At 49.8% G+C, this 13,419-nt stretch carries 11 protein-coding genes and 1 rRNA gene (1 of these 12 running past the window's edge); 9 read left to right on the top strand and 3 right to left on the bottom strand.

What is annotated here, in order from left to right; genetic code table 11:
* The first annotated feature begins 43 nt into the window (after nt 1-43).
* The 7 genes from atpG to glmS all read left to right on the top strand — a co-directional run bounded on the left by atpG (nt 44) and on the right by glmS (nt 9,434).
* A complete protein-coding gene (atpG, locus tag ACSHSR_RS21925; RefSeq protein WP_025889684.1) occupies nt 44-904 on the top strand; it encodes a F0F1 ATP synthase subunit gamma in 861 nt (286 codons plus the stop codon).
* 35 nt (nt 905-939) lie between these two features.
* Nucleotides 940-2,328, top strand: a complete 1,389-nt coding sequence (atpD, locus tag ACSHSR_RS21920) for a F0F1 ATP synthase subunit beta (protein ID WP_025889685.1) — start codon at nt 940-942, stop codon at nt 2,326-2,328.
* Between the two features lie 36 nt (nt 2,329-2,364).
* Nucleotides 2,365-2,793, top strand: a complete 429-nt coding sequence (locus ACSHSR_RS21915) for a F0F1 ATP synthase subunit epsilon (protein WP_025011732.1) — start codon at nt 2,365-2,367, stop codon at nt 2,791-2,793.
* A 155-nt stretch (nt 2,794-2,948) separates the two neighbouring features.
* Nucleotides 2,949-4,313 carry a bifunctional UDP-N-acetylglucosamine diphosphorylase/glucosamine-1-phosphate N-acetyltransferase GlmU gene (gene glmU / locus ACSHSR_RS21910; RefSeq protein WP_071237024.1) on the top strand — a complete coding sequence of 455 codons (1,365 nt, stop codon included), beginning with the start codon at nt 2,949-2,951 and terminating at the stop codon, nt 4,311-4,313.
* 181 nt (nt 4,314-4,494) lie between these two features.
* The gene (locus ACSHSR_RS21905) at nt 4,495-6,579 is read left to right on the top strand and encodes a TonB-dependent siderophore receptor (RefSeq protein ID WP_345852071.1); all 2,085 of its coding nucleotides are present in this window, start codon (nt 4,495-4,497) and stop codon (nt 6,577-6,579) included.
* 230 nt (nt 6,580-6,809) lie between these two features.
* Nucleotides 6,810-7,580, top strand: a complete 771-nt coding sequence (locus ACSHSR_RS21900; protein ID WP_413735099.1) for a DeoR/GlpR family DNA-binding transcription regulator — start codon at nt 6,810-6,812, stop codon at nt 7,578-7,580.
* Nucleotides 7,581-7,604: 24 nt separating this feature from the next.
* The gene (gene glmS, locus ACSHSR_RS21895; protein WP_144166288.1) at nt 7,605-9,434 is read left to right on the top strand and encodes a glutamine--fructose-6-phosphate transaminase (isomerizing); all 1,830 of its coding nucleotides are present in this window, start codon (nt 7,605-7,607) and stop codon (nt 9,432-9,434) included.
* A 57-nt stretch (nt 9,435-9,491) separates the two neighbouring features.
* On the opposite strand, the gene ACSHSR_RS21890 is transcribed toward glmS, so the two are convergent.
* From ACSHSR_RS21890 to ACSHSR_RS21880, 3 genes are all read right to left on the bottom strand, one after another.
* A complete protein-coding gene (locus tag ACSHSR_RS21890) occupies nt 9,492-9,695 on the bottom strand; it encodes a DUF2061 domain-containing protein (RefSeq protein WP_107006279.1) in 204 nt (67 codons plus the stop codon).
* A 132-nt stretch (nt 9,696-9,827) separates the two neighbouring features.
* On the bottom strand, nt 9,828-10,730 hold the full coding sequence (locus tag ACSHSR_RS21885; protein ID WP_101058698.1) for a 1,4-dihydroxy-2-naphthoyl-CoA synthase: 903 nt from the start codon (nt 10,728-10,730) through the stop codon (nt 9,828-9,830).
* A gap of 110 nt (nt 10,731-10,840) precedes the next feature.
* On the bottom strand, nt 10,841-11,191 hold the full coding sequence (locus ACSHSR_RS21880; RefSeq protein WP_025889692.1) for a hypothetical protein: 351 nt from the start codon (nt 11,189-11,191) through the stop codon (nt 10,841-10,843).
* 87 nt (nt 11,192-11,278) lie between these two features.
* Between ACSHSR_RS21880 and ccoG the strand changes: the two genes are divergently transcribed.
* Complete coding sequence (gene ccoG / locus ACSHSR_RS21875) at nt 11,279-12,706, top strand: cytochrome c oxidase accessory protein CcoG (protein ID WP_208182389.1); 1,428 nt, start codon at nt 11,279-11,281, stop codon at nt 12,704-12,706.
* 479 nt (nt 12,707-13,185) lie between these two features.
* A 16S ribosomal RNA gene (locus tag ACSHSR_RS21870) occupies nt 13,186-13,419 on the top strand (it continues 1,311 nt past the right edge of the window).

The following is a 13,419-nucleotide window of genomic DNA, read 5'->3' as shown; positions in this document are numbered from 1 at the left end:
CGAGGTGTCATAAGGCACCTCAGGTCCAGATTGGAGAGTAGAGATGGCCGGCGCTAAAGAGATTAAAACCAAGATCGCGAGTGTGAAAAACACTCAGAAGATCACGTCCGCCATGGAAATGGTGGCAGCCAGCAAAATGCGCAAGGCGCAGGACCGCATGGCTGCAAGCCGTCCATATGCGGAGAGCATGCGTAAGGTGATCGGTCACGTCGCTCAAGGTTCTCTGGAGTACAAACACCCCTACCTGGAGGTGAGAGAACCCAAGCGGGTTGGTTACATAGTAGTGGCAACCGACCGTGGCCTTTGTGGTGGTCTGAACGTCAACCTGTTCAAAAAGGTTGTCGCAGACGTGAAAAGCTGGAAAGAGCAAGGTGTAGAAGTTGAATTCTGCCCTATCGGTGCTCGTAGTGTTCAGTTTTTCAAGAGCTTTGGTGGCAAGGTACAGGCCCATGCTTCAGGTTTAGGTGATGCTCCCAAGCTCGCTGACCTGATTGGTACTGTGCGGGTAATGCTCCAGGCTTACAACGAAGGCAAGCTGGATCGTCTGTATGTGGTATTCAACAAGTTTGTTAATACCATGACGCAGACTCCTGTGATCGAGCAGCTGCTACCTTTGCCTAAATCAGACGAAGATGACGTAGCGCATCGCTGGGACTACATCTATGAGCCAGATCCAAAGGTCTTGTTGGACAAGCTTTTGGTTCGTTATGTGGAGTCTCAGGTGTATCAGGGTGTCGTTGAAAACATTGCTTCCGAGCAGGCTGCCCGTATGGTGGCCATGAAGGCAGCAACAGACAACGCCGGCACGCTGATCGATGATCTGCAACTGGTATACAACAAGGCCCGTCAGGCGGCGATTACGCAAGAGCTGTCGGAAATTGTGTCAGGTGCAGCCGCGGTTTAGGCTGGGTAACGAATACAAGTTTTAGAGGATTAATCATGAGCACAGGTACTGTTGTCCAAGTGATTGGCGCGGTTGTGGACGTTGAGTTTCCACAAGATGCCGTACCTCAGGTATATGACGCTCTGAAGATCACAGGCGAAGGCGCCTGTAAAGGCTTGGTGCTGGAAGTTCAGCAACAGCTGGGTGGTGGTGTAGTTCGTACCATCGCCATGGGTTCTTCCGATGGTCTGCGTCGTGGTATCGAGGTAGAAAACTCTGGTTCACCAATTTCCGTTCCGGTTGGGGCTGCGACCCTTGGCCGTATCATGAACGTTCTGGGTGAGCCTGTGGATGAAGCGGGCGCTATCGGTGAAGATGAGCGTTATATCATCCACCGTGATGCTCCTTCTTATGAAGAGCAATCTAACACCACTGAATTGCTGGAAACCGGCATCAAGGTTATTGACCTGGTATGTCCGTTCGCCAAGGGTGGTAAAGTAGGTCTGTTCGGTGGTGCGGGTGTTGGTAAGACAGTTAACATGATGGAACTGATCAACAACATCGCTAAAGCCCACTCAGGTCTGTCCGTATTCGCCGGTGTAGGTGAGCGTACCCGTGAAGGTAACGACTTCTACTACGAGATGAAAGACTCAGGCGTACTGGACAAGGTAGCCATGGTGTACGGTCAGATGAACGAGCCACCAGGTAACCGTCTGCGTGTTGCTCTGACCGGTCTGACTATGGCCGAGAAGTTCCGTGACGAAGGTCGTGACGTACTGTTGTTCGTTGACAACATCTACCGTTACACCCTGGCTGGTACCGAAGTATCGGCACTGCTGGGTCGTATGCCTTCAGCTGTGGGTTATCAGCCAACACTGGCTGAAGAGATGGGTGTTCTGCAAGAACGTATTACTTCTACCAAAGTGGGTTCTATCACTTCGGTACAAGCGGTATACGTACCTGCGGATGACTTGACTGACCCAAGCCCTGCAACCACCTTCGCCCACTTGGATGCGACTGTGGTACTGTCTCGTCAAATCGCTTCTCTGGGTATCTACCCAGCGGTTGACCCACTGGATTCCACCTCTCGTCAGCTGGATCCACAGGTTGTTGGCCAAGAGCACTATGACGTGGCAAACGGTGTACAGACAGTTCTGCAGCGTTACAAAGAGCTGAAAGACATCATCGCTATTCTGGGTATGGACGAGTTGTCAGATGACGACAAGATGACAGTATCCCGCGCCCGTAAGATCGAGCGTTTCCTGTCTCAGCCATTCCACGTAGCTGAAGTCTTTACCGGTTCTCCAGGTAAGTACGTGCCCCTGAAAGAAACCATCCGTGGCTTCAAGGGAATTCTGGACGGTGAGTTCGATCACCTGCCAGAGCAAGCGTTCTACATGGTTGGTTCAATCGACGAAGCCGTTGAGAAAGCCAACAAGAAATAACTAGGCAATATTGCATAGTTTGGTAAGGAGAACGGGATGGCAGCCATGACAGTACAGCTTGATATCGTCAGTGCAGAGAGCAAAATCTTCTCAGGCCTTGTTGCCCATTTACAGGTAACAGGTTCTGAGGGTGAACTGGGTATTATGCCTGGTCACACTCCGCTGCTGACCAATATCAAACCTGGCATGGCGCGCATCGTCAAACAAAATGGTCAGGAAGAGGTGTTTTACCTTTCAGGTGGTTTACTGGAAGTTCAACCCAATTCCGTGTCCGTATTGGCTGATGTTGTAATGCGTGCCGATGAGATTGACGAGCAGGCTGCAGTAGAAGCCAAGCGTCGTGCTGAGGCCCACATGGCCGATGCCGGTGCTGACTTCGATTATGCTGCGGCAGCAATTGAACTGGCTAAGGCCGTGGCTCAGTTGCGGGTCGTTGAGACCATCAAGAAGAACATTGCCAGATAACAGCACTGCTGAAAAAAGGCGCCTCAGGGCGCCTTTTTTGTGTCTGTTATTCCTGTTTGCCTCAAGCAGATTTGCAAACTTCCAAGCTGCGTGAGCGCTGCATTTTTACTGTGATTCCGGTACACTTGCGCCAGCCTATAGAAAAGGAATCTCCCATGTCATTGAATGTTGTAATTCTCGCCGCCGGGAAAGGGACCCGGATGCGTTCCGATTTGCCTAAAGTCCTGCATAAGGTTGCCCATAAGCCCATGGTGCAGCATGTGATTGATACGGCCCATTCACTTAATGCCGACAAGATCAATCTGGTTTACGGTTATGGCGGCGACAAGCTGATGACGGAACTGGGCGAGCAACCGCTTAACTTTGTGCTGCAGGCTGAACAGCTGGGCACTGGCCACGCGGTAGCCCAGGCGATTCCCCAGATAGATGACAATGACACTGTATTGGTGCTCTATGGTGACGTTCCCCTCACCCGCAAGGAAACTCTGGAAGCCCTGCTTGCTGCCAGGCAAAACGATGGCGTAGCCGTACTGACAGTGCATCTGGATGACCCAAGCGGCTATGGCCGTATGGTGCGCGAGCATGGCAAGGTGGTTGGCATAGTCGAACAAAAAGATGCTACTGCCGAGCAACTCAAGATTAATGAGATCAACAGCGGCATCATGGCATTGCCGGGCAAACAATTGAAAAACTGGCTCGGACGCTTGGAAAACAACAATGCTCAGGGCGAGTTTTATCTTACTGATGTGATTGCCATGGCTCACGCAGATGGTGTGGCCATAGACACGGCTCATCCAGTTAATTCCATAGAGACCGAAGGCGCCAATAACAGGGTGCAGTTGGCGGCGTTGGAACGTGCTTATCAGCAACGCTGTGCTGAAGCCCTGATGCTGGATGGTGCCAACTTAAGAGATCCGGCACGCATAGATGTTCGCGGTGAAGTGACCGTCGGCATGGATGTGATGATAGATGTTAATGTGATCTTCGAAGGTAAAGTGGTGCTGGGTAATAACGTGACTGTAGGCGCCGGGGCTATCCTTATCGATTGTGAGATTGCCGACAACGCCGAGATTAAGCCTTACAGCATAGTCGAGGGCGCCAAGTTGGGTGATGGCGCCAGTGCCGGCCCGTTTGCTCGTCTGCGTCCGGGCGCTGAACTCAAGCAAGATGCCCACATAGGCAATTTTGTTGAGATGAAGAAAGCCGTACTCGGTGTGGGCTCCAAGGCTGGGCATCTGGCTTACCTCGGAGATGCACAAATTGGCCAAGGGGTAAACATAGGGGCCGGTACCATTACCTGCAATTATGATGGCGCCAACAAACATCTGACCGTTATTGAAGATGAAGTGTTTGTCGGCAGCGACACTCAACTGGTTGCTCCTGTCACTATCGGCAAGGGAGCCACACTGGGAGCCGGTTCTACTGTAACCCGTGATGTTGGCGCAGATGAACTGGTTATTACCAGGGTCAAGCAGAAACATATCAAGGACTGGAAGCGTCCACAAAAGCAAAAGAAATAATTCCCTTAAATGAAAGCACCCACCTGGGTGCTTTCTATCTCACAAACCCGCGAATGGGTTTGAAGTCAATCATATTTAATTGTAAATATCCGTAAAGAAACTTAAATACTAATTCTTCTCATTTATATTTGCTGGCAAAAATAGAACAGATTGCCGGTCCGGCATCGAGAATGAGGTGATTATGAGGTTTAAGTTTTCCTGTGTAGGTATGGCAGTGGTTGCTGCTATCTCTTCAATGCCACTGGCAGCAGAGCAAGCGCCAGAAGATATTGAACGCATCAGTGTTACCGGCCGTAGCTTCAATGATTATAAGACCGGCATCGCCTCAGGCGCGATGCGTGGTGATATCAATCTGATGGATACACCTCAATCCGTTACCGTTATCCCCGACTTTGTCACCGATGAACAGCTGGCAACGAACCTGGCTGAAGTATTGGTAAATGACTCTTCGGTCACAGCGGGTACACAGCGTTGGAACAGGCAGGTTTTCTCTATTCGGGGGTTTGAACTGGACTCTGGATCGGGCTACTTGATCAATGGTCATCAACAGTGGTCGCACTATGTACAACCTATTGAAACCCTGCAGCAGGTAGAAGTACTCAAGGGCCCATCCAGTATGCTCTACGGCCAGTCAGGCCCTGGTGGCTTGGTTAATATGGTGACCAAGAAGCCGACCTACGACACTCTGTTTAACCTGGGGTTTGATACCGATGACAATGGCTCTACCCGCTTTCAGCTGGATGCCGGTGGTAGCCTAAACGAAGCTCAAACCATACGTTATCGCACAGTGTTGGTTAAGCAGGACACCCAATATTGGCGCGAATATCAGGATGGTGAAAATCAGGAAAGAGATCGTTGGCTGGGCTATTTAAACCTGGAGTTTGATCTCAGCGACGATATTACCTTGGCGTTGAAATATGACCACACCCAAGATAAGACCGGGATTGATGTGGGTGGCTGGTTGAATAAAAAAGGTGAGCTTATCGGTGGCAGAGACATTATCTGGGATATGCCTTGGGCATTTACCGATAATAAGGTACAGAACATGGGAGCCGATTTGGTTTGGCATCTCAACGATGACTGGAATGTGAAGCTGGGATATAACCACCAGAAGTTCCAGCGTCAGCGCTTGGATTCTGCTCCGTCTTATAATGAAAATGCGATGACGGATGGCTATAGCATCAGACCTTTCGATCGTTATGATGATTGGCAGCACAAGACTGCATATGTGGATTTCAGTGGTCATTTCAATACAGGCAGTATCGAGCATCAGTTGCTGATAGGTGCCAATTATCTGGACTACTTCTATCAACAACGTCGCGACCGCGGCGGCTCCATAACCGTAATTCCTGGTACAGGCCTACCTGCCAAGCCGGATCTTGATTATCACTCTGTGGCCAAGGGTGACCCTAGTGAATATGACTTCTATGGCGTCTACATTCAGGATTTAATCAGCTTGAATGAACAGTGGAAACTGCTCGCAGGTATACGCTATGACGAGCAAAAAGAAGACGGAGTTACCGACAGCGCAACGTCTCCCAAGTTTGGCATCATCTATTCGCCTACGGATAATGGCAGTATTTACCTGAACTACTCCAAGAGCTTTGTTCCTCAAGGAAGTGTTGATAACGAACTGGATCTTAATGACGGTATGGAACTGGATCCCGAATATGGTGAGCAGTATGAATTGGGCACCAAGTGGGAGCTGTTCGACAATAGCTTGTTGCTGACCGCTGCTGTGTTTGATATTAAGATAGACAACAGGATTGTCACTCACAGCTTGGATGTCCCTCAAGGTGATAAGAGCAAAATTACCCGTCAGGATGGGACTCAGCATCACAAGGGTTTCGAGATGGGAGCTCAGGGGCAGTTAAGTGATAAGTGGTTTATGACTGGTTCCATGATGTATCTGGATGCCACTTACAAGACGGGAGATGAACTGGATGGAAAGACTCCTATAGATGCTCCTGAATGGTCGGCCAATATTTGGACCCGTTATGAGATGACTGAAGCACTGGCTCTGAACTTCGGTGCCGTTTATGTCGGTGAGCGCTTTGCTGATAAAAACAATCAGATCACCAAAGACGGTTATGTGCGTTTCGATATAGGTGCCGCTTATACCTTTGATATTGCTGGTACCGAGTTGGGTGTTCGCGCCAACATACGTAATTTGTTCGATAAAGATTATCTGGATGGCGGTGATTACCAGATGGTCACTATCAGTGAAGGTCGCCATTTCAGTCTGGCACTTGAAGCCAAGTTTTAATCACCAATAGATATCATACTATTCAGCAATGCCGGCCACTCCGTGACCGGCATTTTTTATGGATGAAATCTAATTCTTTCGGCTTCTTGTGACGCACCCAGGCTCGGGCTGGCTTTAAGGCATGCCTGTATATCGGCTGAACTGCTAACGGGCTTTTTTCACTCAGTAATTGCGTTTATGTTTCGAAGTTATATAATTCGCCTTTCGAATCGAAACTTATTCAGTCTGGAATGACCAAACGCAACACTCAACAAAGGCGTCACGCCATAGTTACCCTGCTGCAGCAGCAGGGTGAAGTCAGTGTCGATGCCTTGGCGCTGAAGTTTGAAACTTCGGAAGTGACCATACGTAAAGACTTGGCAGCCCTGGAGAAAACCGGTTTGCTGCTGCGTCGTTATGGTGGCGCCGTCGTCGTTCCTCAAGAGATAACCCAAACCTTATCTGAACCGCCTTCCCGCAATAAGTTGGCCATAGCTCAGACCGCTGCCGGGCTTATCAAAGATCATAACCGCATCATCATAGATTGTGGCAGCACCACTTTGGGGCTTATTCCTGAGCTCAATGATAAGCGCGGTCTGGTGGTTATGACCAACTCCCTGCAACTGGCCAATGCGATACATGAATTGGAAAATGAGCCCACACTCTTGATGACAGGGGGCACTTGGGATCCCCACTCCGAATCTTTTCAAGGACAGGTGGCTGAGCAAGTATTGCGTTCCTACAACTTTGACCAGCTTTTTATCGGTGCCGATGGCATTGACTTGCAGCGAGGCACCACCACTTTCAATGAGTTGATTGGACTCAGCCGGGTGATGGCGGAAGTCTCCAGGGATGTGGTGGTGTTGCTCGAATCGGAAAAGGTGGGTCGCAGAATTCCTAATCTTGAGTTGCCCTGGGAGTTGGTCACGACCCTGGTGACAGATGACAGGCTGCCTGATGCAGCCGCTGAAAGTATTTCAAATCAAGGGGTAAAGCTGATCTTAGCCCCTTTTACAGCATAAACTTTAAATTAAGCGGATATTGATATGTGTGGAATTGTTGGCGCAGTAGCGCAGCGGGATGTAGCTGAAATCTTAATAGAGGGGCTGAAACGCCTGGAATATCGTGGCTATGATTCGGCCGGTGTGGCTGTCATTCACCAAGGTGAACTGACCCGTACCCGCAGAGTTGGCAAGGTGCAGGAGTTGGCCGATGCTTTGCAAACTGCTCCTTTGGCCGGTGGTACAGGTATCGCCCATACCCGTTGGGCGACCCATGGTGAGCCCAGTGAGCGCAACGCGCATCCACATCAATCCGGCAGCGACATAGCCGTGGTGCACAACGGCATTATTGAAAATCACGCTAAATTGCGGGAGATGCTCAAGGGCTTGGGGTATCAGTTCAACTCAGATACAGATACAGAAGTTATTTGTCATCTGGTCGACCATGAGCTTAAGTCTGCCCCCGGCTTGCTGGCGGCGGTACAAGCCACGGTCAAACAACTGGAAGGTGCCTATGGCACTGTGGTCATCGACCGCCGTGACCCTGAACGGCTGGTGGTCGCCCGCAGTGGCAGCCCATTGGTAATAGGCTTTGGCCTGGGAGAAAACTTCGTTGCTTCGGATCAGTTGGCGCTGCTGCCGGTGACCCGTACTTTTGCCTTCCTGGAAGAGGGCGATGTTGCCGAAGTGACTCGCCGTGAGGTCCATATCTATGATCTGGACGGTAACCCGGTAATACGTGAAAAGAAAGAGTCGGAAATCACCCATGATGCCGGTGACAAGGGCGAGTATCGTCACTATATGCTTAAAGAGATCTATGAGCAGCCAATGGCGCTGGCCCGTACTCTCGAAGGACGAATTGCCCAACAGCAGGTGCTGGATAGTGCCTTTGGTGATAATGCAGACGAGCTTCTCAAAGATATCAAACACGTACAGATCATTGCCTGTGGTACCAGTTACCATGCCGGTATGGCGGCACGTTATTGGCTGGAAGATTGGGCCGGTGTTTCCTGTAATGTGGAAATCGCCTCTGAATTCCGCTACCGCAAGTCGCATCTGTTCCCCAACAGCCTGTTGGTCACCATTTCTCAATCCGGTGAAACGGCCGATACCCTGGCGGCAATGCGTTTGGCCAAAGAGATGGGGTACAAGGCAACCTTGACCATATGTAACGCCCCCGGGTCCTCGCTGGTTCGCGAGTCCGACATGGCATATATGATGAAAGCCGGTGCCGAGATAGGTGTGGCTTCCACCAAGGCTTTTACCGTGCAGTTGGCCGGTTTGTTGATGCTGACGGCGGCACTGGGACGTTATAACAGCATGAGTGTGGAAATGCAGGCGGCAATCGCCCAGAGTCTGCAGTCTATGCCGGCTAAAGTGGAGCAGGCTCTGGGGTTGGATGATGCCATTGCTGAGTTGGCAGAAGACTTTGCCGATAAGAGCCATGCCCTGTTCCTGGGACGTGGCGATCAGTACCCCATAGCGATGGAAGGCGCGCTGAAGCTGAAGGAGATTTCCTATATTCATGCCGAGGCTTATGCATCCGGAGAGCTGAAACATGGACCATTGGCGCTGATCGATGCCGACATGCCTGTGATAGTGGTGGCACCCAATAATGAACTGCTTGAAAAGCTCAAGTCCAATGTGGAAGAAGTGCGTGCCCGTGGTGGCTTGATGTATGTGTTTGCTGATGTTGATGCTGAATTTGCATCCGATGACACCATGAAGGTAATTCCTGTGCCACATTGTGATGAGTTTATGGCACCGCTTATTTACACCATTCCGCTGCAGTTGCTGTCATACCATGTTGCCCTGATCAAAGGGACTGATGTGGATCAGCCAAGAAACTTGGCCAAGTCGGTTACTGTGGAGTAATTGGCCGGAATCAAGCTCAAGCCTGAAAGTGTTGCCATTAATCGCCTGAGTGTATGCTCAGGCGATTAATTGTGTCAGCCGCTGCTGCTTTTTTGCTTCGTATCTCTTCCAGACTTTTTCGTGGAAGTAGAAAACAACTGTGTTGATGCTGGGTTCTACCAGGGCCACGGCACCACCTATAAGTACACTGCCAGTAAGCAGATAAGTGATGGTAAAGGCTACGCTGAAGTGCAGTATGGCAAAGGTCATTGTCTTAATCATGGCGGTTCTCCTCTCTCGATAATTTAATGATAATAATTCTTATTAACAATTGAAAGAGGATTTAACAGATTAATTTGACCGTTTTTATCTATTAAAAAGGCCACTTATGCGGCCTTTAATCGTCTAAGACTATCAGTAATGCCAAGGGAAGCTGGAAAAGTCCTGATCGCGTTTTTCAAGAAACGCGTCTCGGCCTTCCTGGGCCTCGGCTGTGCCATAGGCCAAACGGGTCGCTTCTCCGGCAAACAGTTGCTGGCCAACCAAACCATCATCAGGCAGGTTAAAGCCATATTTGAGCATGCGCATTGCGGTTGGGGACTTGGAATTGATCTCCTTGGCCCAGCGCAGAGCTTCGGTTTCAAGTTCTGCATGCGGAACCGAACGGTTAACCATGCCCATGGCAAAGGCTTCATCGGCACTGTAGTTAAAGCCACAGAAAAATATTTCTCTTGCCCGCTTCTGGCCTATCATCTTCGCCAGATAAGCACTGCCATAGCCGGAATCAAAGCTGGCTACATCAGGATCTGTCTGTTTGAAAACGGCATGTTCTTTCGATGCCAGTGTCAGATCGCACACCACGTGCAGGCTGTGACCGCCACCGACCGCCCAACCGGGAACAACGGCTATGACGACCTTGGGTATAAAGCGGATCAAGCGCTGCACTTCGAGAATATGCAGGCGGCCCATGCGAGCCAAATCGGCCTTACCGGCTTCCTCACCTTCATATTTGTAGCCGTCCTTGCCGCGAATACGCTGATCGCCACCGGAGGAGAAGGAATATTGCCCCTTGGCTGATGGACCATTACCCGTTAACAGCACACAACCTACATCAGACCATTGCCGGGCGTGATCCAGAGCTATGTAAAGTTCATCAACCGTTTTGGGACGAAAAGCGTTCAGGCAGTCGGGACGATTAATGGCAATTCGCACCGTACCTTGAGATTTGGCTCTGTGGTAAGTGATGTCTTCAAAAGCGAACCCAGCAACCTCTTCCCACAATTCAGGTTCAAAAGTATCGGAAACAAAAGATGTCATAACAAACAGCCCCTATATTGATAATGGCTCAAAGGCTAGGTGGATTGGCATGGGAGGTCAATGATTTCAGGTGCGGGTTTTGCGACCGTCGACAAAACCCGCGGCTTTACTCAGAGGTTATCGCAGATGAACAGCAGATTATCTTTGTTGAAAACAGGATGAGATATGACATTGCCGCGACAATACTCATCCTTGAAGTCCATCAGGGTATCTGGTGTGGTCAGTATGTTGTCCAGCTCTTGTAGCTCTGAAGCTGACAAACGCTCGGCAATATCTGCCTTGAGGCGGGCCTTTTTCTGATCGAGGCGAATGATCTGCGTGCCCGTCATGGCATCCAGCTTGCGTTCAATTTTCTTTACTAATGCTTCGGTTTGGGCAATGGGCTCATCGAGTTTATCCGTCTGAGTGACCAGGTAATAAAGCACTCCGGCCAATATTGCCAAAATAATCCAGCCTTTCATCATTTAGTCCAACTAAGGTTAATAACCCTTGTGTTACAAGGTATAATACGCCAGTTTTTATACAATAAGCAGTAAAAGGCTGTAAAGATGAGTGAAGAGTCGAGCAATAAGGATTATTCGAAAGCCAATCGAATCAAGATTCACCAGCCTGATGCGAGTAAAGCAGACCGCTTTAATCCTCGCAACCGAATTTACGTTCGTGCGGTTGATGGTCTATGGAGTACGTTAAGGCGGCGGATGGGATGGATAGCCATGCTGTTTTTTCTCATCTTGCCCTGGCTTCCATGGGGGGATAGGCAGGCAGTCTGGTTTAACCTGGCGGAGCAGAAGTTTCATGTATTCGGCTTGACTATCTGGCCTCAGGATCTGACGTTGCTGGCGGCCTTGTTTATGATTGCCGCCTTTGCACTGTTTTTTGTCACTACCTACCTGGGAAGGGTCTGGTGCGGGTACACCTGCCCGCAGACAGTGTGGACCTTCATCTTTATCTGGTTTGAAGAAAAGCTCGAAGGGGCACGCAACAAAAGGATGAAGTTGGATCAGATGCCCTGGAGTTTTGACAAACTCTGGCGCAAAACGGCCAAGCATACTGCCTGGTTGTTGATCTCCCTGCTGACGGCCATGACATTTGTGTCTTACTTTGTGCCCTCCAGAGAAGTATACCTAGAGGTGTTTACCTTACAGGCCAGTGGCGCCGTGTACTTCTGGGTCATTCTCTTCACTCTGGCAACCTATGGTAATGCCGGCTGGATGCGGGAAATCATGTGTATTCACATGTGCCCCTATGCACGTTTCCAGGCGGCCATGTTCGATAAGAACACCTATATTGTTGGCTATGACACCAAGCGTGGTGAAACTCGCGGCCCCCGTTCCCGTAAGGCTGATCCCAAAGCTCTGGGGCTGGGCGACTGTATCGATTGCGATCTCTGTGTTCAGGTCTGTCCGACAGGGATTGATATCCGTAATGGCCTGCAGTACGAATGTATCAACTGCGGCGCCTGTATCGATGCTTGCGACTCCACCATGGAACGTATGGGATATGCCAAAGGCCTTATCAGTTACACCACGGAAAACAAACTGGAAGGGATCAAGGAAAAAGTACTGCGTCCCAAGCTGGTGGGCTATGGTGTTGTGCTTACTGCGATGATTTTGGTGTTTATCTACGCCAGTGCCAATATTGCCCCTGTACGCATCGATATCATTCGTGACCGGAATCAGCTCTATACCGAGAATACACAGGGGATGACAGAGAATACCTTCACTTTGAAGATATTGAACAAAACAGAAACGGCCCACGAGTACCAGATGCACATAGATGGGTTAAACAACTATAAATGGTACGGCCCACAAACAGTGCAAGTTGCGGCCGGTGAAGTATTGACGCTGCCAATCAGTGTGGCGGTCGATCCTGTGGAGCTGAAACGTCCCATTACCAAGATAGACTTTATTGTCACTACTGAAGTTGATGGTGAGACGGTTGAAGCCAAACAGGAGTCCCGTTTCTTCGGGCCTTAAGCTTTAAGAAACGACTCTTAGATGGATAAAAAGGGGCGCGAGCCCCTTTTTTCATCAAAAAAGACCGCTTTTTTGGTCATTTGGTTGCTTTTATGAGCGAACGATAAATTAATCCTGTTTTTCTAAGATTTAGCTCTTGCACAAAAGTTTTGGCTCCCTATAATGCGCTCCCACTGACACGGCACAGCGGCAACGCGAAAGACGTGACAGGGTCGAAGAAAACGGCTCTCGAGTCCTTTCAACGACAGGCGAGAAAAAAGATGATAATTACCTCTTGACGCCGCAGCAGGAAAGCGTAGAATACGCAGCCCTGACCCGATGGCCACAGCGCCTAAGGGATTGCTCTTTAACAAGATAAACAAGCAAATCTGTGTGGACACTCACAGGCATTGAGAAATCGACAAAACGATTTAACTCGATGAAGAGTGTTCATACGAACAGAATTCATTGAGTCGATTCTTCGGAATCAACCAAAACTTTAATTGAAGAGTTTGATCATGGCTCAGATTGAACGCTGGCGGCAGGCCTAACACATGCAAGTCGAGCGGTAACATTTCAAAAGCTTGCTTTTGAAGATGACGAGCGGCGGACGGGTGAGTAATGCCTGGGAATTTGCCCATTTGTGGGGGATAACAGTTGGAAACGACTGCTAATACCGCATACGCCCTACGGGGGAAAGCAGGGGACCTTCGGGCCTTGCGCTGATGGATAAG

The sequence above is a fragment of the Shewanella sp. VK101 genome (assembly GCF_056497865.1).
The sequence above is the reverse complement of the archived record's forward strand: the minus strand, read 5'-3'. Positions and strand labels throughout refer to the sequence as shown.

What these genes read in the sequence shown, in the direction of transcription:
- atpG (WP_025889684.1), top strand. Translation starts at nt 44, where the DNA reads ATGGCCGGCGCTAAAGAGATTAAAACCAAGATCGCGAGTGTGAAAAAC.
- atpD (WP_025889685.1), top strand. Translation starts at nt 940, where the DNA reads ATGAGCACAGGTACTGTTGTCCAAGTGATTGGCGCGGTTGTGGACGTT.
- ACSHSR_RS21915 (WP_025011732.1), top strand. Translation starts at nt 2,365, where the DNA reads ATGGCAGCCATGACAGTACAGCTTGATATCGTCAGTGCAGAGAGCAAA.
- glmU (WP_071237024.1), top strand. Translation starts at nt 2,949, where the DNA reads ATGTCATTGAATGTTGTAATTCTCGCCGCCGGGAAAGGGACCCGGATG.
- ACSHSR_RS21905 (WP_345852071.1), top strand. Translation starts at nt 4,495, where the DNA reads ATGAGGTTTAAGTTTTCCTGTGTAGGTATGGCAGTGGTTGCTGCTATC.
- ACSHSR_RS21900 (WP_413735099.1), top strand. Translation starts at nt 6,810, where the DNA reads ATGACCAAACGCAACACTCAACAAAGGCGTCACGCCATAGTTACCCTG.
- glmS (WP_144166288.1), top strand. Translation starts at nt 7,605, where the DNA reads ATGTGTGGAATTGTTGGCGCAGTAGCGCAGCGGGATGTAGCTGAAATC.
- ACSHSR_RS21890 (WP_107006279.1), bottom strand. Translation starts at nt 9,695, where the DNA reads ATGATTAAGACAATGACCTTTGCCATACTGCACTTCAGCGTAGCCTTT.
- ACSHSR_RS21885 (WP_101058698.1), bottom strand. Translation starts at nt 10,730, where the DNA reads ATGACATCTTTTGTTTCCGATACTTTTGAACCTGAATTGTGGGAAGAG.
- ACSHSR_RS21880 (WP_025889692.1), bottom strand. Translation starts at nt 11,191, where the DNA reads ATGAAAGGCTGGATTATTTTGGCAATATTGGCCGGAGTGCTTTATTAC.
- ccoG (WP_208182389.1), top strand. Translation starts at nt 11,279, where the DNA reads ATGAGTGAAGAGTCGAGCAATAAGGATTATTCGAAAGCCAATCGAATC.